The organism is Bradyrhizobium sp. JR4.3 (assembly GCF_040547695.1).
In the GTDB taxonomy this organism is placed as follows: domain Bacteria; phylum Pseudomonadota; class Alphaproteobacteria; order Rhizobiales; family Xanthobacteraceae; genus Bradyrhizobium; species Bradyrhizobium canariense.
The window spans coordinates 93587-114215 of sequence record NZ_JBEPQF010000021.1 but is presented as its reverse complement, the minus strand read 5'-3'; the positions used below and the strand labels follow the sequence as shown (position 1 = coordinate 114215).

General features: G+C 65.0%; 24 protein-coding genes. 7 read left to right on the top strand and 17 right to left on the bottom strand.

The features are described 5' to 3' along the window. Window positions 1-57 precede the first annotated feature (57 nt). Entirely contained in the window at window positions 58-669 is a 612-nt protein-coding gene (locus ABIB91_RS28290) for a gamma-glutamylcyclotransferase (RefSeq protein WP_219680469.1), read from the top strand. Here the strand turns inward: ABIB91_RS28290 and ABIB91_RS28285 are convergent. The 4 genes from ABIB91_RS28285 to ftsE form a co-directional block, all read right to left on the bottom strand. Beyond that, window positions 666-1439, bottom strand: coding sequence for a lysophospholipid acyltransferase family protein (locus tag ABIB91_RS28285; protein ID WP_007597306.1), 774 nt, complete (start codon window positions 1437-1439; stop codon window positions 666-668). The genes ABIB91_RS28290 and ABIB91_RS28285 overlap by 4 nt on opposite strands. 33 nt (window positions 1440-1472) lie before the next feature. Further along, entirely contained in the window at window positions 1473-2177 is a 705-nt protein-coding gene (locus ABIB91_RS28280; protein WP_007597307.1) for a YdcF family protein, read from the bottom strand. Window positions 2178-2250: 73 nt separating this feature from the next. Further along, entirely contained in the window at window positions 2251-3219 is a 969-nt protein-coding gene (locus ABIB91_RS28275; RefSeq protein WP_007597308.1) for a cell division protein FtsX, read from the bottom strand. After that, on the bottom strand, window positions 3212-3871 hold the full coding sequence (ftsE, locus tag ABIB91_RS28270; protein WP_007597309.1) for a cell division ATP-binding protein FtsE: 660 nt from the start codon (window positions 3869-3871) through the stop codon (window positions 3212-3214). The genes ABIB91_RS28275 and ftsE overlap by 8 nt, the downstream gene beginning before the upstream one ends. A gap of 191 nt (window positions 3872-4062) precedes the next feature. On the opposite strand from ftsE, the gene ABIB91_RS28265 reads away from it, so the two are divergent. Together ABIB91_RS28265 and ABIB91_RS28260 are read left to right on the top strand one after the other, a co-directional pair. Beyond that, window positions 4063-4944, top strand: a complete 882-nt coding sequence (locus ABIB91_RS28265; protein WP_354169085.1) for an MJ0042-type zinc finger domain-containing protein — start codon at window positions 4063-4065, stop codon at window positions 4942-4944. A gap of 27 nt (window positions 4945-4971) precedes the next feature. Further along, entirely contained in the window at window positions 4972-5346 is a 375-nt protein-coding gene (locus tag ABIB91_RS28260; RefSeq protein WP_007597312.1) for a response regulator, read from the top strand. Between the two features lie 103 nt (window positions 5347-5449). Here the strand turns inward: ABIB91_RS28260 and ABIB91_RS28255 are convergent, their stop codons facing one another. Both ABIB91_RS28255 and ABIB91_RS28250 read right to left on the bottom strand, forming a co-directional pair. After that, window positions 5450-6610 (bottom strand): DUF4175 family protein, encoded by a 1161-nt coding sequence (locus ABIB91_RS28255; protein WP_007597314.1) that lies wholly within the window; start codon window positions 6608-6610, stop codon window positions 5450-5452. Then, a complete protein-coding gene (locus ABIB91_RS28250; protein WP_354169089.1) occupies window positions 6598-8544 on the bottom strand; it encodes a TIGR02302 family protein in 1947 nt (648 codons plus the stop codon). Before ABIB91_RS28250 ends, ABIB91_RS28255 begins: the two co-directional genes overlap by 13 nt. Before the next feature lie 177 nt (window positions 8545-8721). Between ABIB91_RS28250 and ABIB91_RS28245 the strand changes: the two genes are divergently transcribed. Further along, on the top strand, window positions 8722-9105 hold the full coding sequence (locus tag ABIB91_RS28245) for a carboxymuconolactone decarboxylase family protein (protein WP_007597318.1): 384 nt from the start codon (window positions 8722-8724) through the stop codon (window positions 9103-9105). A 221-nt stretch (window positions 9106-9326) separates the two neighbouring features. Beyond that, window positions 9327-10223: an NAD(P)-dependent oxidoreductase gene (locus ABIB91_RS28240; protein ID WP_219680478.1), complete on the top strand. Its 897-nt coding sequence runs from the start codon at window positions 9327-9329 to the stop codon at window positions 10221-10223. Between the two features lie 401 nt (window positions 10224-10624). Here ABIB91_RS28240 and ABIB91_RS28235 read toward each other — a convergent pair whose 3' ends face one another. Both ABIB91_RS28235 and ABIB91_RS28230 read right to left on the bottom strand, forming a co-directional pair. Further along, the gene (locus ABIB91_RS28235) at window positions 10625-10951 is read right to left on the bottom strand and encodes a DUF1330 domain-containing protein (protein ID WP_219680482.1); all 327 of its coding nucleotides are present in this window, start codon (window positions 10949-10951) and stop codon (window positions 10625-10627) included. Between the two features lie 134 nt (window positions 10952-11085). Beyond that, window positions 11086-11784, bottom strand: a complete 699-nt coding sequence (locus tag ABIB91_RS28230; RefSeq protein WP_354169094.1) for a winged helix-turn-helix transcriptional regulator — start codon at window positions 11782-11784, stop codon at window positions 11086-11088. 182 nt (window positions 11785-11966) lie between these two features. On the opposite strand from ABIB91_RS28230, the gene ABIB91_RS28225 reads away from it, so the two are divergent. Further along, window positions 11967-12485, top strand: a complete 519-nt coding sequence (locus ABIB91_RS28225) for an SRPBCC family protein (RefSeq protein WP_354126837.1) — start codon at window positions 11967-11969, stop codon at window positions 12483-12485. 57 nt (window positions 12486-12542) lie between these two features. Here the strand turns inward: ABIB91_RS28225 and lysA are convergent, their stop codons facing one another. The 3 genes from lysA to argH form a co-directional block, all read right to left on the bottom strand. Further along, entirely contained in the window at window positions 12543-13808 is a 1266-nt protein-coding gene (gene lysA, locus ABIB91_RS28220; protein WP_354169097.1) for a diaminopimelate decarboxylase, read from the bottom strand. A 23-nt stretch (window positions 13809-13831) separates the two neighbouring features. Beyond that, on the bottom strand, window positions 13832-14122 hold the full coding sequence (lptM, locus tag ABIB91_RS28215) for an LPS translocon maturation chaperone LptM (RefSeq protein ID WP_007597331.1): 291 nt from the start codon (window positions 14120-14122) through the stop codon (window positions 13832-13834). 94 nt (window positions 14123-14216) lie between these two features. Next, a complete protein-coding gene (gene argH / locus ABIB91_RS28210) occupies window positions 14217-15614 on the bottom strand; it encodes an argininosuccinate lyase (RefSeq protein ID WP_354169102.1) in 1398 nt (465 codons plus the stop codon). 106 nt (window positions 15615-15720) lie between these two features. Between argH and tlpA the strand changes: the two genes are divergently transcribed. After that, the gene (gene tlpA / locus ABIB91_RS28205) at window positions 15721-16410 is read left to right on the top strand and encodes a thiol:disulfide interchange protein TlpA (RefSeq protein ID WP_354169105.1); all 690 of its coding nucleotides are present in this window, start codon (window positions 15721-15723) and stop codon (window positions 16408-16410) included. Between the two features lie 11 nt (window positions 16411-16421). Here the strand turns inward: tlpA and ABIB91_RS28200 are convergent, their stop codons facing one another. From ABIB91_RS28200 to ABIB91_RS28175, 6 genes are all read right to left on the bottom strand, one after another. Further along, the gene (locus ABIB91_RS28200) at window positions 16422-16616 is read right to left on the bottom strand and encodes a putative motility protein (protein WP_007597338.1); all 195 of its coding nucleotides are present in this window, start codon (window positions 16614-16616) and stop codon (window positions 16422-16424) included. Between the two features lie 145 nt (window positions 16617-16761). Continuing rightward, window positions 16762-17643 carry a 3-hydroxybutyryl-CoA dehydrogenase gene (locus ABIB91_RS28195; protein ID WP_007597339.1) on the bottom strand — a complete coding sequence of 294 codons (882 nt, stop codon included), beginning with the start codon at window positions 17641-17643 and terminating at the stop codon, window positions 16762-16764. A gap of 192 nt (window positions 17644-17835) precedes the next feature. Beyond that, window positions 17836-18780: an electron transfer flavoprotein subunit alpha/FixB family protein gene (locus ABIB91_RS28190; protein ID WP_007597340.1), complete on the bottom strand. Its 945-nt coding sequence runs from the start codon at window positions 18778-18780 to the stop codon at window positions 17836-17838. Then, the gene (locus ABIB91_RS28185; RefSeq protein WP_354169110.1) at window positions 18780-19529 is read right to left on the bottom strand and encodes an electron transfer flavoprotein subunit beta/FixA family protein; all 750 of its coding nucleotides are present in this window, start codon (window positions 19527-19529) and stop codon (window positions 18780-18782) included. The genes ABIB91_RS28190 and ABIB91_RS28185 overlap by 1 nt, the downstream gene beginning before the upstream one ends. A 124-nt stretch (window positions 19530-19653) precedes the next feature. Beyond that, the gene (locus ABIB91_RS28180; protein ID WP_354169113.1) at window positions 19654-20226 is read right to left on the bottom strand and encodes a cob(I)yrinic acid a,c-diamide adenosyltransferase; all 573 of its coding nucleotides are present in this window, start codon (window positions 20224-20226) and stop codon (window positions 19654-19656) included. Window position 20227: 1 nt separating this feature from the next. Then, window positions 20228-20422 (bottom strand): twin transmembrane helix small protein, encoded by a 195-nt coding sequence (locus ABIB91_RS28175; protein ID WP_007597355.1) that lies wholly within the window; start codon window positions 20420-20422, stop codon window positions 20228-20230. Window positions 20423-20629: the final 207 nt, after the last annotated feature.

The window sequence follows — 20629 nt, the reverse complement described above, 5'->3', positions numbered from 1 at the left end:
ACGAAAGGCGGAGAATTCGCTTCGCTTGGGGGCGCGGTTCTGGTAGCCGTGCCCGAAATGTCGGAAATCACCCTCCCCTCCGTCACCACTGCCAAAGGCGACCTCTGGGTGTTCGGCTACGGCTCGCTGATGTGGCGGCCGGGCTTCGAATTCGAGGAGCGCGTCCCGGCGCGGCTGGTCGGCGAGCATCGCGCGCTCTGTGTCTATTCCTTCGTCCACCGTGGCACGCCGGAGAAGCCGGGTCTGGTGCTCGGCCTCGACCGCGGCGGCGCCTGCCGCGGCATCGCCTTCCGCGTCGCCGAAAAGAACCGCGCCGACGTCGTCGCCTATTTGCGCGCGCGCGAGCAGGTGACGTCGGTCTATCGCGAAGTCATGCGTTCGGTCTGGCTGGAGAACGACGCGCGGCAGCGCGTCTCCGCGCTCGCCTATGTCGTCGACCGCGGCCATGTGCAATATGCCGGCCGGCTGTCGCTCACCGACCAGCATCGGCACGTGCTCCAGGGCCACGGCCAGTCGGGCGCCAACCGCGACTACGTGACCGCGACGGTGAAGGCGATCGAGGCCGAAGGTTTTCGCGATGCGCCATTGCATCAGCTTGCCATGATGCTGCATGGTGATGCGCATTCTCAGCACGCGCCGGCTCCGGTGGACGATCGGGAAAACCGCTAGCTCTCCGACGGCGCATAGCTCGGCGCCGAGCCGATCAGCTGCTCCTGCTCCTTGCGACCCGCTTCGACCAGGCGGCCGGTCGCGTCTTCGATCGCCGTTTGCACACGGGAAAGATACTCGTCCTTGGGCAAGCCCGGCGGCAGCGGATCGAGAAACTCCACCACCAGCGTGCCGGGATAGCGCATGAAGGTGCGGCGCGGCCAGAACAGGCCGGAATTGAGCGCGATCGGCAGGCACGGCGCGCCGCAGGACGAATAGATCTGCGCGAAGCCGCTCTTGTAGTCCGGTGGCGCGCCTGGGGCGCGGCGCGTGCCTTCGGGAAAGATCACGAGCTGCCCGCCGCTGCGCACCGCCTCACGCGCCCGCCGCGTCATGTCCAGCAGCGCCTTGACGCCGGCGTTGCGGTCGATCGCGATCATCCCGGTCTTGACCAGGAATTGACCGAACACCGGGATCTGCATGAGCTGACGCTTGAGGATGAAAATCGGACGGTCGAAGAAGCCCGGCAAGACGAACGTCTCCCAGAACGACTGGTGCTTCGCCACGACGACCAATGGTCCCGTCGGAATCTTGTCGAGGCCGCGGAATTCCACCTTGATGTTGCAGACCGCCCGCATCAGGAACAGCGTCGCCTTCGCCCACCATTTCGCGACCGTGAGCATGGCGCGCGGCGGCAATGCGAAGGTCGGCAGCGCCACGATCGCGAGGCACACCAGCACGGTGTAGAACAGCACGTTGAACACGAGCGATCGCAGGAAAATCAAGAACATCGAGGATCCGATCAATTGCCGATCAGTTGCCTATCAATTGGCCTGTGCGGTGGCGGGCCGCTTCGGCTGCAGCCCGGAAGGCTGCTCCGACATCTCGGGCGAAAGGTCAATCCCGAAATCCTCCAGCCGCACCCTGAGCTCGGCCGCGATGTACTTGACATATTCCGACAGCAGCAGCCGCAAGGTGGACGCTGAGGTCCACCACGGCTCCTCGCGCCATTTGTCGCCGACCACCACGAACGGGATCAGTGTCGTCTCCGGCATCGCATGCGAGAATTCCACCAGCGCGCGCGGCATGTGATAGTTCGAGGTGACCACGATCAGCGATTTGAAGCCGCGCCCCGCGGCCCAGCGCCGCGCTTCCGCGGCATTGCCGCGGGTCGAGACCGCGGTGCGGTCGAGATCGACGCAGCAACGCATGAAGGACTGGTTCTCCGGCAGCGTCCGGGAGATGTCGCTCGCCGTCGAGGTCGGGTGCACGCCGGAGATCAGGAGCCTCCTGCCGTAACCTGCAGCGAGCAGCTCCATCGCATCCGACACCCGCGAGGAGCCGCCGGTCAGCACCACGATGCCGTCCGCCTTGCGGTCCGGCGCGATTTCGGCGCCGCGCAATTGCGACAGAAACGCGATGAAGCCCGCCGCCGCGCCAACGAAGGCGAGCGCGATCGTCGACATCACGGCCGCGCGCAGCCAGCCGCGCGGCAGTTTCGGCGATCGATCGTCGGTCGGCGCGGTCATGCGATGTCGGTGATCCCTTCCCAGAGGTGATTTTAGGACGTTTTGAGGCGAAGTGGAGTCCGGTTTGTCGGCCTCAATCGACATCATTCAGCGTCGCGAACAGCGTCTGGCGCGAGGCGACCGCGGTGATGGCGCCGATCAGCACGGCCTGCACCGCGAGCACGATGTAGCCGGACGGCCGCAGCGAGAAGGTGCCGAGCAGCGCGGCGAACTGGTCGCCGACGGGGGTGCCGGAAAACCAGCCTGCAATCGACTCAGAGAAGCCGAACACCAGCATGGCGGCGCCGCCGCCGATCACGCCGCCCTCCAGCCCCAGCCTGAGGAAATGACGCAGGAAGCGGTTGGCGATATAGCGGTCGCCGGCGCCGACGAAATGCAGCACCTCGACGATCGGACGGTTCGCCGCCATAGCGCCTCGGGTCGCGAACGACACCGAGATGATGGTGGCGACGATGACGAGCGCGAGGATGCCGAGGCCGGCGAGCACGGTGGCGTTGGTCATCGAGCGCATGCGCTCGATCCAGGCGCGGTGATCGTCGACGCTGGCGCTGGGCGCTACCTGGGTCACGCGGGCCCGCAGAGCACCGAGATCGAGCGCGGTGCCGGGCTGCACGCGCGCGATGATCATGCGCGGCACCGGCAGATCGTCCATCGACAGGCCGGTGCCGAGCCAGGGCTCGAGCAGCTTGCCGCTCTCGTCCTTCGTGAACGGCTTGACCTCGACGATGCCGGCTTGCGCGCGCATGGCCTCGGTCACCGCCGCGGTGTCGCGTTCGAGATCGCGGCCCGTCTGCGGGCGGACCTGAATGGTGATCTCGCTCGCGACATCCGACTGCCATTCGGCGGCGGAGGCGCTCACCAGTAGCACCGTGCCGGTCGTCATCGACGCCAGGAAGGTCATGATGGCGACGACGGCGACCAGCGCGCGGCCGTGGATCGAGGCGCGCGGCACGATCGGCGACATGTTGCGCGCCCTAGCCGGAAGCGGCGGCCCCTCCTGTCCGAGATCGACCAGCACGCCGCGCTCGTCGGGCCTATTCATAGACGTGCAGCCGTCCCTGGTGCAGCACGAAGCGTCGCGCCTCGTACTGGTCCATCAGGGCGATATCGTGGGTGGCGATGATGACGGCGGTGCCTGACTTGTTGAGCTCGATGAACAGCCGCAGCAGGCGGCGACCGAGCGTCGGATCGACGCTGCCGGTCGGCTCGTCGGCCAGCAGCAGTTGCGGTCGCGAGATCACCGCGCGCGCGATCGCCGCGCGCTGCTTCTCGCCGCCGGACAGGATCGGCGGCAGCGCGTCCATGCGTTCGCCGAGCCCGACCCATTTCAGGAGGTCGATGACCTCCTTGCGGTAGCTCGATTCGCTGCGGCCCATGACGCGGAACGGCAGCGCGACGTTCTCATAGGTCGTCATGTGGTCGAGCAGGCGGAAATCCTGGAGCACGATACCGATGCGCTTGCGCAAGTTTGCGATTTCGTCCTTGCCGAGCTGCGAGATGTCGTGACCGAACAGATTGACGAGGCCCCGCGTCGGTCGATGCGAGAGGAACAACAGGCGCAGCAATGAGGTCTTGCCGGCGCCGGACGGGCCAGTGAGAAACTGGAAAGAATGCGCCGGGATCTGGAAGTTGAGGTCGCGCAGGACCTCGGACCCCAGGCCGTAACGCAATCCGACATTTTCGAACCGAACCAAGCTCAGCTCCGTTCGAGAGAGACCGCGGGCCGCACGGCTGTGCTCCGCTCCGCGCGATCAACGGGTTTTGCGGCCGTTATGGTTTCCGGTTCGTTAACGGTCGTCCTGTAGCATAATTGGTAGCATCTTTCCCTCTCGGTTCTCCGCGACCGTGTCACCGTCAAGACTTGTCCATGCATCAAGGCTCGTCCATGCATATCGTCTGCCCTCATTGTACGACATCCTACGCCATCAAGCCCGCGAGCCTTGGGGCGAACGGCCGGACCGTGCGCTGTTCCCGTTGCAAGGAAACTTGGGTCGCCCATGCCGAGGATGCCATCGAGGAGGCATCTGTCCCGGCCATGGCCGCAGCCAGCCGGGCCGACGACCAGTCCGATCTCGCCGAGCAGTGGAACTCATTTGCCCAGGACGACGGCGCAGCTGACGCGCCTGTCGTTGACAGCCCCTCGATCGCCAGCGACTGGCCGGACCAGGAGACCAGCGACACCGAAGACGAATGGTCGGCGGCTGCCCGGTCCGTCGAGGAGGAAGTCGTCGGCGAACAGCACCAGTCCTGGTTCCAAGGCCTGTTCGGCCGTCGCCGCGGCGCCCGAGTGCGCCGTCAAGTCGCCACCGCGGCCCCGCGAAAATCCCATTTCGGCCTGCCAACCGCCTGCGCCGCCATGGGCGCGCTGGTGCTGGCGCTGGTGATCTGGCGCGGCGATATGGTGCGGCTGCTGCCGCAGACGGCCGCCTTCTACAGGATGGTCGGCCTCGAAGTTAACCTGCGCGCACTGGCCTTCAAGGACATCAAGCTCTCCAGCGAGACCGTGGACGGTAAGCAGGTGTTGGTGATCGAGGGCGTGATCGTGGGCCAGGGCAAGAAGCCGCTCGACATTCCCCGGTTGCGCTTCGCGGTGCGCGACGCGCAAGGCGCGGAAATCTACGCCTGGAACACCGTTCTGGAACAGACCGTGCTACAGCCCGGCGAGCGCGCCTTCTTCCGCTCGCGCCTGGCCTCGCCGCCCCCGGAGGGCCGCAATATCGACGTTCGCTTCTTCAACCGGCGCGACATCGCCGGCGGCAGCGTATAATCGATTTCGCAGGTCAAGGTTCGTCTCATGTCCAAAATCCTGATCGCCGACGACGAGGATTCGATGCGCCAGCTGGTGGCACGCGCCATCGCGATGGACGGGCACGAGATCGTCACCGCACAAGACGGCGCCGAGGCGCTGGAGATCCTGACCCGCGCGGGCGGCCAGTTCGACCTGCTGCTCACCGACATCCAGATGCCGGTGATGGATGGCATCGCGCTGGCGCTTTCCGTCGCACGCGATTTCCCCGATTTGACCATTCTGCTGATGACCGGCTTTGCCGACCAGCGCGAGCGCGCCTCGAATCTCAATGCGCTGGTGCATGACGTCGTGACCAAGCCGTTCTCGGTCGCCGACATCCGCACGGCGGTGGCGGATGCGCTGGCGGCGAAGAAGGGGTAGCAGGCGGGGTCGTAGCTTGTAGCCCGGATGAGCGCAGCGACATGCGGGGCCGGCGGCCCCGGATATCGCTTCGCTCATCCGGGCTACGAAAGCTGCGACAGCCTCAAAAATCCTTCAGCAGCCGCTCGATGTAGTCGAGTTCGATCTGCGGGCGCGAGCTATCCCCCAAGCGGCGGCGGAGCTCCTCGAGGATGCGCCGGACGCGCTGGGCGTCGATCTCGCCGGGGATCTTGACCGTGTAGTCGTCGCTCAGATCGCGGCCGTGAAGGGGGCGGCCGAGCGGATCGGTCTGATTGCCGCCGCTCTGCTGGCGGCCGGGCCGGTTGCCGGGACCATCGCCCTGCCCGTCGCCATCGCCCTGCTGCATCGCCTCGGCCATCTTCTGCGCGCCCTTGCGCAAGGCCTCGAGCGCTTTCCCCTGCGCGTCCACGGCACCATCCGAATTGCCTTCGCCGAGCTGCGAGCCGGCATCGCCCATGGCCCCGTCGGCGGCGTCCAGACTGCCGTCGTCATCGCCCTGGTCGCCGTCCTGATCGCCATCCTGGCCCGGCTGTCCCTGCTCGCCCTGCTGACCCTTTTGCCCCTTCTGGCCCTGGCTCTTCTGGCCCTTTTGCCCCTTCTGCGTGAGGCCGCGCTTGGCGAGTTCGTCCTGCAGCTTCTTCAGGCGATCCCGCAGCGACTGCTGATCCTGCTGGAGGTCCGACATCGACTGGTCGCCCTGCTGCTTGCCGCGCGAGCGCTCACGCCGGGAATCCTGGCCCTGCTTGAAAGTCTTGTCGCGCAATTGCTGCTGCTTGCGGATCATGTCGCTGAGCTCGTTGAGCGCCTGCTCCATGTCGCTGTCGCCGGATTGCCCGGGCTGCGCCATCTGGAGATTTTCCATGATCTGCGCGAGCTGCTCGAGCATGCGCTGAGCCGCTTCTTTGTTGCCTTCGCGCGCCGCCTTCTCGATTTGCTTCAGCAATTCGTCGAGGTCGCGCTGCGTGATGACGGAACGATCGCGATTGGAGGATTGGCTCTTTTCCGTCGCGCGCTTGTAGTCCTCGAGCTTCTGAATCGCATCGGATTGATTGTTCAGGCTTTTGCCGGATTCCTTCTGCCTGAGGCTGTCGCCGGAATCCTGCATCGCCTTTTCAGCGCCATCGAGCAGGGCATCGACATCCTGATCCTGCTGGGCAGCCACGGGCGAGACGCCTCCCAACAGGAAGGCGAGGCAGGCGATCGAGATCGCCTTCAAGACTGGCACGCGTGCTAGCTTCCGCATTTACGGTCTCGCGTCGACTGGTTGGCACCGTCGTTGCCCGGCTTCGCCCGGTTGTTCGCCGACTTGCGATAGGCCTGAAGCTGCTCGCGCAACGCGTCCTGCTGCTTCGCCAGCTCTTCGAGCTGCTCGGGCGTGGCGTTCTGGGTCTTTTGTTTCAGCTCGACAGACTTGTCGAGGATGAGCTGAACCTCTGCCGGGAAAGGCTGCCGCGGTCCAAGCGGATTCTGCTCGGCGCGCCGGGCGAGATCGCGCACCTTGCCGGCCATCGCTTCGCGAAGCTTTTGCGTCAGCGCCTTGATCTCGTCCTCGCTGGCGCCGCGTTCCAGCGCCCGCTTGAGCGCGTCCTGGGCCGAGCGCAGCGCGGCGTTGACGCTGCCGGCGACACCGTCGTCCTCAATGGTGACCGCGAACGCCCACATGCTTCCCACCACATCGCGCAGCGCGTCGTCGGTGCGGGCGGCTTCCAGCTGCAGCGCCAGGCTGCGCAGGCCGAGATAGCAGCCCGCATCCGGCGTGAACAATTCGGGCGCGATCATCAGCGCGTCGAGCGCGGCGTAGACATCCGAATTCTTGTTGGCGTCGAGCGCGAGGATGCGGCGCTGTTCGACCAGCGCGCGCGCGAGCGAGTTGGTGAACAGTCGCTCGGGCAGGCGCATGTTGAAGGGCTCGCTCCGGGCCTCGTTGCCGGCCTCGTCCTTGGCGGTGAGGGTCAGCGTGACATCGGCGCCGGCATAGGGATCCTCGCTGAGATCCTTCACCGTCTGGCCGACGCCGTTGCGGGTGCGCGCATTCGGCAGCACGAGCGGGAATTGCGGAGGCTGGAATAGCGGCCGCGCGGCAGCCTTGGTGTCGGCCTCCTTGCTGCCATCCTTGACACCATCTTTGGCGTCGGCGGGACGCAGGCCGATTTGCGCGTCGGCGCCGGTGACGCCGTAATCGTCCTCGACCTTGTAGGTGAGCTGGAGTCCGCCACGGGCCTGGCGCTCGGGATCCTTGGCCAGCGCGATCGTCGGCGCACGATCCGGCATTGCCGCAAACGCCCATTGCGGCTGCCCAGAGGGCGCACGGACATGCGCGGTGCCGTCGCCGCTGATGGTAAAATGCTTCTCGTTGGTGCCCTTGGGCGCAGCTTCGGTGGGCGCGACCTCCTTGAGGCCGCCGGAGACGGCAACATCCAGGCTGCCGCCGGAGGAGCGAACGATCAGGGTCGAACCAGCGGGAACGGCAAGCGGGCCGCTGGCCGGCAGCGCCGCGGCCTCCTTGTTCGCGGCCGACAGGATGACCGGAGGCTTGCCGGTGTAGAGCGGCGGCGTGACCCAGGCATCGACGCGAACATTCGCTGGGGCCAGCATGCCGTTCAAGTGGAAGGCGGCCCCGAGCCGCATCGCACGTTCGTCGCCGGCGGCGAAGAAGGTCGCCACCAGCATCACCATGACCAGCGCGCGCAACGCCCAGGGATCATGCAGAGCGAGCCGGGGCTTCGGCAGACCGGCGCGGATGCGCTTGATCGAAGCCAGCGTGCGCTCGCGCTGCGCCCGCCACAATGCCTGCGCAACCGGGTCCTGCGAGCTCAGCGTGTCCGTCAGCGTGGTGGCCGGCCGATGACGGATGCCGGAGCCGCGATCGAGCCGGGCCAGCGCCTCCTCGCGGCTCGGCCAGCGAAAGCGACTCAACGGGAACAGGACGGCAATCGCGATGCCGGCGAAAACCACGAGCCCGATAGCGCGGGCAATGAAGGGCAGCGCCAGCCAGAGGCCGGCCCAGGACACCACAAGGAACAGGCCGACGACAGTGAGAAGCCGCGCCAAATTCGGCCAGGCACGCTCCCACGCGATGGCATAAGTGGCCCGCTGCAGGGCTTGCGCCAGCTTCAGCCGCGACAGAGCGTCGCCATCGCGGATCGGGTCTGACGGGTCGGGGGTGACGCCGTTCAATCAACTCTCCAGGTTGCCCGGTAGAGAAGCGTACCACAACGGCAGCACTGAGGCATCCGTTCCTGTACGGGAGACACCCCTTTTCCCGCATAACACGAGGACGTGACTGACCCGCCGCAACCCCGTAATTTCCGCGCCGCCAGCCAAGAAAAACGCAAGAGAAGCAAAGGAAACGCCATGGACAAGAAGATGCATGACAAGGGCCTGGAAGTCCGCAAAGCGGTGCTGGGCGAGGCCTATGTCAACAACGCCCTGAAGACCGTCGACGATTTCAACCGTCCGTTCCAGGAGATGCTCAACGAATATTGCTGGGGCACCGTGTGGGGCCGCGAGGAGCTGCCGCGCAAGACCCGCAGCATGCTCAACATCGCGATGATCGCGATCCTCAATCGTCAGCACGAATTCCGCGCGCATCTGAAGGGCGCCCTCACCAACGGCGTCAGCCGCGACGAGATCCGCGAGATCCTGATGCAGGTCGCAATCTATGGTGGCATGCCGGCCGCGGTCGACAGTTTTCGAATCGCGCGCGAGGTGTTCGCGGAGATCGACGGCAAGGCGTGAGCGGTGCCGGCGTGAGGGACGGGGACGCGACGTCCCTCTCCCACGTCGTCCTGGCGAAAGCCAGGACCCATAGCCCCCGGCAGGTGTGGTTACGGGGACTCGGAGTTGCCACTTCGCGCCACAACCTCTCCCTGGGTAATGGGTCCTGGCTTTCGCCAGGACGACACCGAGGATGGATGCGCGCGATCAACAACAACGAACATTCAACACAAGGAAACACCATGGACATCGGATTCATCGGCCTCGGAAACATGGGTTTCCCGATGGCGCGGCGGCTGATCGAGGCCGGCAACCGGCTCGTCGTGTTCGACACGCGCCGGGAGGCCGTCGACAAGCTGGTGGCGCGCGGCGCCATCGCGGCGATGTCGCCGAAGGAGGTCGCCGACCAGGTCGAGACGGTCATGGCGAGCCTGCCTTCGCTGCAGGCGTCGCTCGCGGTTGCGACGGGACCGGACGGCGTGATCGAGGGAAGCCGCGTCAAACGCTTCATCGATCTCTCCACCGTCGGCTCGGCGATGGCAGTGAAGATTCACGGCCTGCTCGCCAAGCATGACATCGTGCAGATCGACTGCCCCGTCTCCGGCGGCGTCGGCGGCGCCGAGAAGGGCACGCTCGCGGTGATGGTCTCGGGGCCGAAGACCGAGTTCGAGCTGCTCAAGCCCGCGCTCGACATCATCGGAAAGGTGTTCTTCATCGGCGAGAAGCCCGGCGCGGCGCAGACCATGAAGCTCGCCAACAACTTCTTGTCCGCCACCGCGATCGTGGCGACCTCGGAAGCGGTGGTGATGGGCGTCAAGGCAGGGCTCGATCCTGCCGTGATGATCGACGTCATCAATGCCGGCTCCGGCATGAACACCGCGAGCCGCGACAAGTTTCCGCGCGCTGTGCTGCCGCGCAGCTTCGACTTCGGCTTCGCCACGGGACTGATGGTGAAGGACGTGCGGCTGGCGCTGGAGGAGATGAAGCAGCTCGGCCTGTCGATGGAGGTCGCGGATGCGGTCGGCCGCTTGTGGGAGACGGTCATCAGCGCGGAAGGCGCCGAGTCCGATTTCACCGCGGCGATCAAGCCGATCGAGAAGAAGGCGGGCGTCGTGGTTGGCGGCAGGCCACCCAGCTAGCGCCAACACGAGAACGCAGCGCCGACGACCGGCGCTGCGCTGTCCTCCTTGGATCGATCTGCTACGTGCGGCGTCTGCCAAGGTCCGGAAGGTCGATCGGCTGCTCCAGTTGCAGGGAGGCCGAGCCCCCGCTGCATTTGATGTACTTCTCGTCGCACCTGCGCATGCACCGTCTCTCGCTCGAGCATTTCGCAGAGGTGTTGTTGCAGCTGACCCACGTGATGTCGCACCGCGTGACCCGGGCCGACGCGACGCCGGAAAGTCCGAGCAGGAAGGCCACGCTGCAAGCTACGAAAAGCATGCGAAGCAGGCCAGCGCCGGCGAGTGAACCGTTCATTCCAATCTCCTGTGTTGGCCGGGCACGTCTGCGCCTGCGGCCGAGTGTTTGACGAAGACGCAGTTCAAGCCTTGGCGAGATAGGGGATCGTGCCGGCCAAGTCCGTATCGTCGATCAACTGGAAGCGGCTCTCGCTGCCGCCCCTGCGCGCTGCCGCGAAGCGGCCGTAGGCGGGATCAGCGACGAAGGACTCCGCTGCCTTCGCGGTTGGAAACGACATGATCGCGATCAGCGATGTGTCGAGAGGGGCACCTTCAAGGGTTTTCACATTGCCGCTGCGGGAAAGATACTTGCCGCCATGCTTGTGCACCAACTCGTGGACGGACGCTGCGTAGTCCGGCACCCACTTTCCGTCAGTCACTTTGATGTCCGCGATCAGATACGCTGTCATGTCGTGTCTCCTGGCTCGAGTTCAGCTCCGCGTTGATACAGGCGGGCATCATTTGGGTGCCAGAACACGGCGCGGGCTCGCCAGTACGGGAACTGTAGCGGGGCGATACAAATACTGAATTGCGCCGCCCTGGATCAGCTCGCCAGCTTGCGTTCCTTGGCGAACGGGCTGAGGCCCAGCCAGCTTTGCATGGCCGCGGCAAGCTGCCGGTCGCCGGTGAGCAGCATCCGCCGGCTTGCGACGGCCGCGCGCACGGTATCGAGTCCCATCCAGATCGCCGTCATGGTGCGCAGATCAACCGACACGTAAAGGTCGACGTCGAAACCGGGATCAATCGAGCAGAGGTCGACGCCGTCGTCGGGATCGACGATCAGCCACCACAATCGCTGCGTCGAAGGTAATTCCGGATAGGCGAACTGCAGCACGGTGCGACTGGTCGGCATCGGGGTCGTGTTCAGATTCCGCCGCATGTCCCACATCAACAGCTGGACATCGAGATGCTGAAGCGACAGATGCGACTCGATGCGGCGCTGGCCCCAGATGCCGAACGCCTCGACGATGGGGCCGAGTTCGCGTCCGGCGGCGGTCAGCTGATACTCGATCACGCCGCGCTCGGAAGTCGACGGCTGGCGGATCACGATGCCTGCAGCTTCGAGTTCCTTCAGGCGCTGGGAAAGCAGCGCAGGCGACATGCGGGGAACGCCGCGGCGCAACTCGTTGAACCGGGTCGAGCCGGCGACGAGTTCACGTAGCAGTACGACGGTCCAGCGCGTGCATAATATCTCGGCCGCCATCGCGACCGGACAGAACTGCCTGTAGCTGCCGATGGTCATGCGGGCCTTCGTGACAAGCGAAGGCGCAAGCTTAGGGCCGCGGCGCGCGGCTTCCTAGTTCAGTTTCTGTATCAGCAGCGATTCATTCTCTGAACTGGCCGCGGACCGTGGTGAGCGTCTATTCGACCGGCATTGGCAAGCCGGCCGCCGCAATCACGGCCCGCCGGACACAGGAGATTACCATGAAGAAATACGATTCAGCGGCTTCCAGATTGCTCGTTTCGGTTCGCAGCGCCGCGATTTGCACCCTCGGCCTGGGCGTCGGCGTCATGCCGGCATCCGCAGCCAATCTGACGAGGAGCATCGAGGTCAGCAGTGCTGCGGCCGAGGTGTGGTCCGTCATCGGGCCGTTCTGCGCGATCAAGGATTGGCTGCCGCCGGTGGGGCAGTGCATTGCGGACGGGAAGTCGCCGCCAACCCGGACGCTCGTCACCAGGGACGGCAAGGCTTCGTTCGTGGAGACGCAGACTGCGCGGAACGACAAGGACTTCAGCTATTCCTACGCGTTCCTGTCGAGTCCATTGCCGGTGAGCCAGTACAAGTCGACCATCAAGGTCACGGCAAAGGGTGAAGGCGCGTCGGTGGTGACATGGACCGGCATCTACACGCCCGACCCGGGGCGGGAGAAGGAAGCGGTCGATGCCCTCGGCGGCGTCTATGATTCCGGCCTCGCCGCGATCAGGGACCGGTTCAAGAAGTAGGGGTCAATGCAGCGATGGGCGCAGCGCTAGCTGCGCTCATCGTGGACAATCACAGCCTCACAGCCACGGCGCCGGCGTATCCATCGCGATCAATTGCTCGACCTCGATGCGCGGACGCACGACGGCGTACTGGTCGCCCTTCACCAGCACCTCGGGCACCAGCGGCCTCGTATTGTAGGTGCCGGCCTGCACTGCGCCATAGGCGCCGGCGGTCATGATGGCGATCAGGTCGCCGGGCTTTGGCGTCGGCAGCGTGCGGTCGAGCGCGAGGTAGTCGCCGGTCTCGCAGACCGGGCCGACGACGTCGGCCATGATGGTCGCGGCCCCCTTCGCAGGCTGCGTCACCGGCAGGATGTCGTGATGGGCCTCGTACAGCGTCGGACGGATCAGATCGTTCATGGCGGCGTCGATGATGACGAAATTCTTGCCGTCGCCGTGCTTCACATAGATGACCTTGGCGACCAGGATGCCGGCGTTGCCGACGATCATGCGGCCCGGTTCGAACATCAGCGTGCAGCCGAGATTGTGGCTGACGCGCTTGATCATGGCGGCATAGGCGTCGGGCGCCGGCGGCGCCTCGCGGTCCATGTAATAGGGAATGCCGAGGCCGCCGCCGAAATCCACATGCGAGATGTTGTGGCCGTCGGCGCGCAGCGTCTGCACGAATTCGGAGAGGATGCGGAACGCGATCTCCATCTTGGAGAGGTCAGTGATCTGGCTGCCGATATGCACGTCGGTGCCTGTGACCTCGATGCCCGGCAGCTTCGCGGCGCGGGCATAGACCTCGCGGGCATGCGTAATCGGGATGCCGAACTTGTTCTCGGACTTGCCGGTCGAGATCTTTGCATGCGTGCCGGCATCGACGTCAGGATTGACACGGATCGAGATCCGCGCGGTCTTGCCCGTCTCGGTCGCAAGGCGCGACAGCAGCTCGAGCTCGGGCTCGGATTCGACGTTGAGGCAGAGGATGTCGGCGGCCAGCGCGGCGCGCAGCTCGGCTTCCGTCTTGCCGACGCCGGAGAACAGGATCTTATTGGCGGGAATGCCGGCGGCCAGTGCGCGCTTCAATTCGCCGCCGGAGACCACGTCGGCGCCGGCCCCCAGCTTGGCCAGCGTGCGCAGTACCGACTGGTTGGAATTCGCCTTCATGGCGTAGCAGACCAGCACCTTCTCGCCGGCGAAAGCGTCGGTGAAAACCCGATAGTGCCGCTCGAGCGTCGCGGTCGAATAGCAATAGAACGGCGTGCCGACGGTTGCGGCCAGCTCGGACAGATTCACCGCCTCGGCGTGCAGCACGCCGTTGCGATAGTCAAAATGGTTCATGGCGTTGGCTCAGTTGCCCCAGCCTATCGGCTGGGTCTTTCGTCCAGCAGCGGGTCGAGGATGAACGGTCTCTTTTTGCCCTTGGTCGCCGCCGGTGCGGCGTCCGCGCCATAGGTGGGATTGAACACGCTCGGCGTCCTCTCGGCTTCGGTCTCGGTGTCGGTCGGTGGCGCGATGTTCGCCGTGGACGCGCTGGAGGCGGTCGGCGGCAGATCCAGCGGGCCCTTGCGGCCACAGCCGGCAAGCGCGAGCGCCGTCAGGCTCAAGACAATGATGGCCCACCCCGAGCCGGCCGGGCGAAACTTTGACGTCACGACGAAATCCCCACTACGCGCGGCGCACCATACAGAGATTGGCGCGCTCTGGCGAGACCCGGATGATCATGAAACATAAGCGAAATTTTGCCCCTCAGCCCAATTTTCGCTCTTTTTCCAGCCGCCTCAGCCAGGCCTTGGCCTGCGATGCCACGTTCTTCGGTGCGGTGCCGCCGAAGCTGGTCCGGCTCTTCACCGACGATTCGACCGAGAGCACGCCGAGCACGTCTTTCGTGATCTTCGCTTCGATTGCCTGCATCTCCTTGAGCGGGAGCTCGTGCAGCGCCACGCCGCCCTCGGCGGCTTTCGCGACGATGCGGCCGGTGACGTGGTGGGCCTCGCGGAACGGCATCTTCAGCGTCCGCACCAGCCAGTCGGCAAGATCGGTCGCGGTGGCGTAGCCCTCGCCTGCAGCAAGCTTCATCTTCGCTTCATCAGGCACGAGATCCCGGACCATGCCGGTCATGGCGCGGATCGCGAGCGACAGCGCGGCGAAGCCTTCCATGGCGCCCTGCTTGTCCTCCTGCATGTCCTTTTGATAGGCGAGCGGCAGGCCTTTCATCACGATCAGCAACCCATTGAGCGCGCCGATCACGCGGCCGGTCTTGGCGCGCACCAGCTCGGCGGCGTCAGGATTGCGCTTCTGCGGCATGATCGAGGATCCCGTGGTGAACTTGTCGCTGAGGCGGATCATGCCGACCAGCGGCGAGGTCCAGATCACGATCTCCTCGGCGAAGCGCGACATGTGCACGGCGCAGATCGAGGCCGCCGACAGCGTCTCCAGCACGAAGTCGCGATCGGAGACCGCATCGAGCGAGTTGGCCATCGGACGATCAAAACCGAGCGCCTTCGCCGTGGCGTGACGATCGATCGGGAACGAGGTACCGGCGAGCGCCGCAGCTCCGAGGGGGGATTCGTTCAGCCGCTTGCGCGCGTCCTGGAAACGGCCGCGATCGCGCGCGGCCATCTCGATATAGGCGAGCAGATGGTGGCCGAAGGTCACCGGCTGCGCGGTCTGCAGGTGCGTGAAGCCGGGCATGACCGTTCCGGCATGCTCCAGCGCGCGCTCGACCAGCGCCTGCTGGAACGCGGCGAGTGAGGCGTCGGTCTCATCGAGGACATCGCGGACATAGAGACGGAAATCGGTCGCGACCTGGTCGTTGCGCGAGCGCGCGGTGTGGAGGCGGCCGGCGGCGGGGCCGATCAGCTCGGACAGCCGGCTCTCCACATTCATGTGAATGTCCTCGAGCGCGCGCTTGAATTCGAAGCCGCCCTTGCCGATCTCTGACAAAATCGTGTCTAGACCCTTGCCGATATTTTTCGCATCAGAGGCCGTGATGATGCCCTGCGCGGCCAGCATCGCGGCGTGGGCCTTGGACGCGGCAATGTCCTGGGCAAAGAGGTGACGATCGACGTCGATGGAGACGTTGATCTCTTCCATGATCTCGTCGGGGCGTTCCGAGAACCGGCCGCCCCACATCTTGTTGCTCATGATCCCCTGCTCACGCCTTGCCTGTCGCCGCCGCACGTTTGCTGACGGCTGCCAGCCGTATTAAGAGGCCTCTGATAGCCATATCTGCGACCGGATGACAAACGATATGCTCGACCCCAACGACAGGCTCGACCAACGGACAGCACGGTCGGCCACGCGCCGGATCCCCGCCGTCATCGCCACCGTGGTGGTCGGGGGCCTGGCTGGCTTTGCCGCGCTGTACGGGCTGGGCCTGGGCCGGGCCCCATCCGGCGATCCCGCCTGCCGGGCAGCGGTGAACACCGCACAGAAGATCGCCCCGCTCGCCCATGGCGAGGTAGCGGCGCTGACCATGGCGACCGCACCGCTGAAGCTGCCGGACCTGGCCTTCGAGGACGCCGACGGCAAGCCAAAGAAGCTGTCGGATTTCCGCGGCAAGACGCTGCTGGTCAACCTCTGGGCCACCTGGTGCGTGCCATGTCGAAAAGAGATGCCGGCGCTGGACGAGCTCCAGGGCAAGCTGTCAGGCCCGAATTTCGAGGTGGTGGCGATCAATATCGATACCCGCGACCCCGAGAAGCCTAAGGCGTTCCTGAAAGAGGCCAATCTTATCAGGCTCGGCTATTTCAACGATCAGAAAGCCAAGGTTTTTCAGGATCTTAAGGCGATAGGCCGGGCCTTGGGCATGCCCACCTCGGTGCTGGTCGATCCCCAAGGCTGCGAGATCGCGACGATCGCGGGGCCGGCGGAATGGGCGAGCGAGGATGCGCTCAAGCTGATCCGGGCTGCGACGGGCAAAGCCGCCGCGTCGTTCTAAAGCGATGATGTTTAGGCGGTGACGTTGATGTTGCCGCCGACGCCGGCGCCGACATTGGCGAGCGAGGGCTGTCCGGCGCCGAGCAGCGTCAGGACGGTGGATTTCTCCGCATCCGCGTTCTGCTTCATCAGCGTCGCCGAGATATTCGACTGCAGCGCACCTTGCTGAGAGGCCAGCATGCTGCTGACCATCGCCATCATGTCCATTACGCAAACCCTCGTACCGCGCGTAACCTAGAGGCGAGCGGTTAACGGGACATGAATTGTCACGAAGCGCTGTAGGGGGCTTTGTCCGTGTTCCGGACGCGGGCGGCACGAAGTGACGCACCGCAGAGCCGGGGCACGAGACCGCTTATCTCGTCGGAACCGGCTTGGCACCGCGATAGTCATAGAAACCGCGTTGGGTCTTGCGACCGAGCCAGCCCGCCTCGACGTATTTCACCAGCAACGGGCACGGGCGGTACTTGGAGTCGGCGAGGCCCTCATGCAGCACCTGCATGATCGACAGGCAGGTATCGAGACCGATGAAATCGGCGAGCTCCAGCGGGCCCATCGGATGGTGCGCCCCGAGCTTCATCGCCGCGTCGATCGCCTCCACGTTGCCCACGCCTTCGTACAGCGTGTAAATCGCCTCGTTGATCATCGGCAGCAGGATGCGGTTGACGATGAAGGCCGGGAAATCCTCGGAGACCGCGACCTGTTTGCCGAGCTTGCCGACGAATTCCTTTGACGCCTCGAAGGTCTGGTCGTCCGTGGCGATACCGCGGATCAGCTCCACCAGTTCCATCAACGGCACCGGATTCATGAAGTGAATGCCGATGAAGCGTTCGGGCCGGTCGGTGGCGGCGGCGAGCCGGGTGATCGAGATCGAGGAGGTATCGGAGGCAACGATCGCCTCCGGCTTCAACACGGCGCAGAGATCGTGGAAAATCTTGCGCTTGACCTCTTCCTTCTCGACCGCGGTCTCGATCACGAGATCGCAGTCTGCGAGATCGTCCAGCTTTTCGCCGGCCACGATACGCGCCATCGCCTTGGCTTTGTCGTCCTCGCTAACGGCTTTCTTGGAGACCTGGCGCGTCAGGTTACCGTTGATCGTGGCCATGCCTGACTTGAGGCGGTCGGTCGAAATGTCGTTGAGCACCACGTCGAAGCCGGCCAGCGCAGCGACATGCGCGATGCCATTGCCCATCTGCCCCGCGCCGATCACGCCGACCTTCTTGATTACTGCCGCCATAATGTCATCCACCGGAACGGCGCGCTATCAACCGCGCCTGCCTATCCCCCGAGCCGGGAGATCCGATTTAATCAGAACCCGGCCTCGAAACCTAGATTGGATCGCTTCGAAGGCGTGTCCCACGCCAAAGAAAACGCCTCAAAAAGCAACACCGGCCGGAGTTTATAGCTCCGGCCGGTGTTTTAGCGCGTTTTACTTGCCGAGCTTGCCGAGTTCGGCGGTCAGCTCCGGAACCGCCTGGTAGAGGTCGGCGACCAGGCCGTAATCGGCAACCTGGAAGATCGGCGCGTCCTCGTCCTTGTTGATCGCGACGATCACCTTGGAGTCCTTCATGCCGGCCAGATGCTGGATCGCGCCGGAAATGCCGACCGCGACATAGAGCTCGGGGGCCACGACCTTGCCGGTCTGGCCGACCTGCCAGTCGTTCGGCGCATAGCCCGCATCCACCGCGGCACGCGAAGCGCCGACACCGGCGCCGAGCTTGTCGGCGAGCGGCTCGATGTACTTTGCGAAGTTCTCGCGGCTCTGCATGGCGCGGCCACCGGAGACGATGATCTTGGCCGAGGTCAGCTCGGGACGGTCGCTCTTTGCGACTTCCTCGCCGACAAAGGACGACAGGCCCGGATCGGCCGCCGCCGCGACGCTCTCGACCGACGCGCTGCCGCCTTCGCCCGCTGCAGCGAAGGTGGAGGTGCGCACCGTGATGACCTTCTTGGCGTCCTTGGACTTCACCGTCTGGATGGCGTTGCCGGCGTAGATCGGACGCTCATAGGTGTCGGGGGCGACCACCTTGGTGATTTCCGAGACCTGCATGACGTCAAGCAGGGCCGCGACGCGCGGCATCACGTTCTTGAAGCGCGAGGTCGCGGGCGCGACGATGGCGTCGTAGCCGGGAGCCAGCGAGACGATCAGCGCGGCCAGTGGCTCGGCCAGATCGTGCGCGTAAAGCGCGCCGTCGGCGAGCAGCACCTTCTTCACACCGGCAAGCTTTGCGGCCGCGTCCGCCGCGGCCTTCGCATTCTCGCCGGCCACCAGAACCTCGACATCCGCGCCGAGCGCGGCCGCTGCGGTCAGGGCCTTGTTGGTCGCATCCTTGAGCGACGCATTGTCGTGTTCGGCAATCAGAAGCGTCGTCATCAGAGCACCCCGGCTTCGTTCTTGAGTTTCGACACCAGCTCGGCGACGTCCTTGACCTTGACGCCCGCCTTGCGGCCCGCCGGCTCGGTCGTGTTGAGAACCTCGAGGCGCGCGGTGAGATCGACGCCGTAATCGGCGGCGGTCTTGTCCGCAATCGGCTTCTTTTTGGCCTTCATGATGTTCGGCAACGAGGCGTAGCGCGGCTCGTTGAGACGGAGATCGGTGGTCACGATGGCCGGTCCCTTCAGCTTCACGGTCTGCAAGCCGCCGTCGACTTCGCGGGTGACCTTGAAGTCGCTGCCTTCAACCTCGAGCTTCGAGGCGAAGGTCGCCTGCGACCAGCCGAGCAGCGCGGCCAGCATCTGGCCGGTCTGATTGCTGTCGTCGTCGATCGCCTGCTTGCCGAGAATGATCAGGCCCGGCTGCTCTTCGTCCGCAATCTTCTTCAGGATCTTGGCGACAGCGAGCGGCTCGACCGCGCCCTCGGCCTTCACCAGGATGCCGCGATCGGCGCCCATGGCGAGACCGGTGCGGATCGTCTCCGACGCCTGCGCCGGTCCGATGGAGATCACCACGACTTCGGTCGCCTTGCCGGCTTCCTTCAGGCGCAGCGCTTCTTCGACCGCAATTTCGTCGAACGGGTTCATCGACATTTTGACGTTGGCGAGTTCAACACCCGATCCATCGCTCTTGACGCGGACCTTGACGTTGTAATCGACCACCCGCTTTACCGGCACCAAGACCTTCATCGATCCTCTTTCACTCAATCTGGGAGGGGGTTATCAACTGGCGCGGAACCTAAAGGCCTGATCCGGCCCGGTCAACGCGCGAAGGGGTCTAATTTTGGCGCCCAGAAATGCGCGGCCCAATGGGTCAGCGGTTCTGGCCCGGAACCCAGAGCACGTCACCGGCGCCGTCATCGTTGGCGGCGCGGCTCGCCACGAACAGGAAGTCCGACAGGCGGTTCATATATTGGATGCCAGCGGCACCAACGGGCTCGTCCGGCCGGGCCGCCAGTTCCACCATCACACGTTCCGCCCTGCGGCAAATCGTACGGGCGACATGGAGGTAGGCGGCGGCTGGCGTGCCGCCCGGCAGCACGAAGGAGGTCAGGGGAGCCAGCTTGTCGTTGAGCGCGTCGATGTCGCGCTCAAGCCGCTCGACCTGGCTCGCCACCACCCGCAGCCGCTCCGCCTTGCCCTCGCGTTCGGGCACTGCGAGGTCCGCGCCGAGGTCGAACAGATCGTTCTGGATGCGGCCAAGCATCGCGTCGAGCTCGGGCGCATCTCTGGTGTGAAGCCGGACCACGCCGATCGCAGCATTGGTCTCGTCGACCGTGCCATAGGCCTCGATGCGCAGATCGCATTTCGGCCGGCGTTCGCCCGAGCCGAGCGATGTCGTGCCGTCGTCACCGGTTTTCGTATAGATGCGGTTGAGCACGACCATGTTAACGCCCCATCGCCCACACGGCGACCATCGCGATGACGATCGCCACGAACTGAAGCAGCACGCGCCAGCGCATCAGCTTCTGCGAGGTGTTGGGCGAGCCGCCGCGCATCATGTTGATGAGACCGAGCAGCAGCATCAACGCCACGGCGCCGGCCGCAATCGGCAGGATAAAAGTACTCAGGAGAGATGCCATTCGAGGGTAGATAACACCCTGCGCGCCGGTCCGCCATGGCGTTCCCGATCTGGCTTTTAAGCCAATAATATCAGAAGCTAGCTGGATGATCTCCGATTTGCGCGCGTCGTCTGTCTTCTTCGCCTCTCCCCGCTTGTGGGGAGAGGCCGCAATGCGCGCGCAGCGCGGCTTACGGGTGAGGGAGAATCTCCACGAGCTCAACGGTCA

Bases quoted from the DNA above. Each gene is read 5' to 3' on its own strand.
- ABIB91_RS28255 (WP_007597314.1), bottom strand. From the start codon at position 6,610: ATGCGGAAGCTAGCACGCGTGCCAGTCTTGAAGGCGATCTCGATCGCC.
- ABIB91_RS28180 (WP_354169113.1), bottom strand. From the start codon at position 20,226: ATGGTCGTGCTCAACCGCATCTATACGAAAACCGGTGACGACGGCACG.
- ABIB91_RS28225 (WP_354126837.1), top strand. From the start codon at position 11,967: ATGAAGAAATACGATTCAGCGGCTTCCAGATTGCTCGTTTCGGTTCGC.
- ABIB91_RS28185 (WP_354169110.1), bottom strand. From the start codon at position 19,529: ATGAAGGTCTTGGTGCCGGTAAAGCGGGTGGTCGATTACAACGTCAAG.
- ABIB91_RS28230 (WP_354169094.1), bottom strand. From the start codon at position 11,784: ATGACCATCGGCAGCTACAGGCAGTTCTGTCCGGTCGCGATGGCGGCC.
- ABIB91_RS28240 (WP_219680478.1), top strand. From the start codon at position 9,327: ATGGACATCGGATTCATCGGCCTCGGAAACATGGGTTTCCCGATGGCG.
- tlpA (WP_354169105.1), top strand. From the start codon at position 15,721: ATGCTCGACCCCAACGACAGGCTCGACCAACGGACAGCACGGTCGGCC.
- ABIB91_RS28245 (WP_007597318.1), top strand. From the start codon at position 8,722: ATGGACAAGAAGATGCATGACAAGGGCCTGGAAGTCCGCAAAGCGGTG.
- ABIB91_RS28275 (WP_007597308.1), bottom strand. From the start codon at position 3,219: ATGAATAGGCCCGACGAGCGCGGCGTGCTGGTCGATCTCGGACAGGAG.
- lysA (WP_354169097.1), bottom strand. From the start codon at position 13,808: ATGAACCATTTTGACTATCGCAACGGCGTGCTGCACGCCGAGGCGGTG.
- ABIB91_RS28175 (WP_007597355.1), bottom strand. From the start codon at position 20,422: ATGGCATCTCTCCTGAGTACTTTTATCCTGCCGATTGCGGCCGGCGCC.
- ABIB91_RS28290 (WP_219680469.1), top strand. From the start codon at position 58: ATGTCGGAAATCACCCTCCCCTCCGTCACCACTGCCAAAGGCGACCTC.
- argH (WP_354169102.1), bottom strand. From the start codon at position 15,614: ATGAGCAACAAGATGTGGGGCGGCCGGTTCTCGGAACGCCCCGACGAG.
- ABIB91_RS28265 (WP_354169085.1), top strand. From the start codon at position 4,063: ATGCATATCGTCTGCCCTCATTGTACGACATCCTACGCCATCAAGCCC.
- ABIB91_RS28235 (WP_219680482.1), bottom strand. From the start codon at position 10,951: ATGACAGCGTATCTGATCGCGGACATCAAAGTGACTGACGGAAAGTGG.
- ABIB91_RS28200 (WP_007597338.1), bottom strand. From the start codon at position 16,616: ATGGACATGATGGCGATGGTCAGCAGCATGCTGGCCTCTCAGCAAGGT.
- ABIB91_RS28190 (WP_007597340.1), bottom strand. From the start codon at position 18,780: ATGACGACGCTTCTGATTGCCGAACACGACAATGCGTCGCTCAAGGAT.
- ABIB91_RS28285 (WP_007597306.1), bottom strand. From the start codon at position 1,439: ATGTTCTTGATTTTCCTGCGATCGCTCGTGTTCAACGTGCTGTTCTAC.
- ABIB91_RS28195 (WP_007597339.1), bottom strand. From the start codon at position 17,643: ATGGCGGCAGTAATCAAGAAGGTCGGCGTGATCGGCGCGGGGCAGATG.
- ABIB91_RS28260 (WP_007597312.1), top strand. From the start codon at position 4,972: ATGTCCAAAATCCTGATCGCCGACGACGAGGATTCGATGCGCCAGCTG.
- ABIB91_RS28280 (WP_007597307.1), bottom strand. From the start codon at position 2,177: ATGACCGCGCCGACCGACGATCGATCGCCGAAACTGCCGCGCGGCTGG.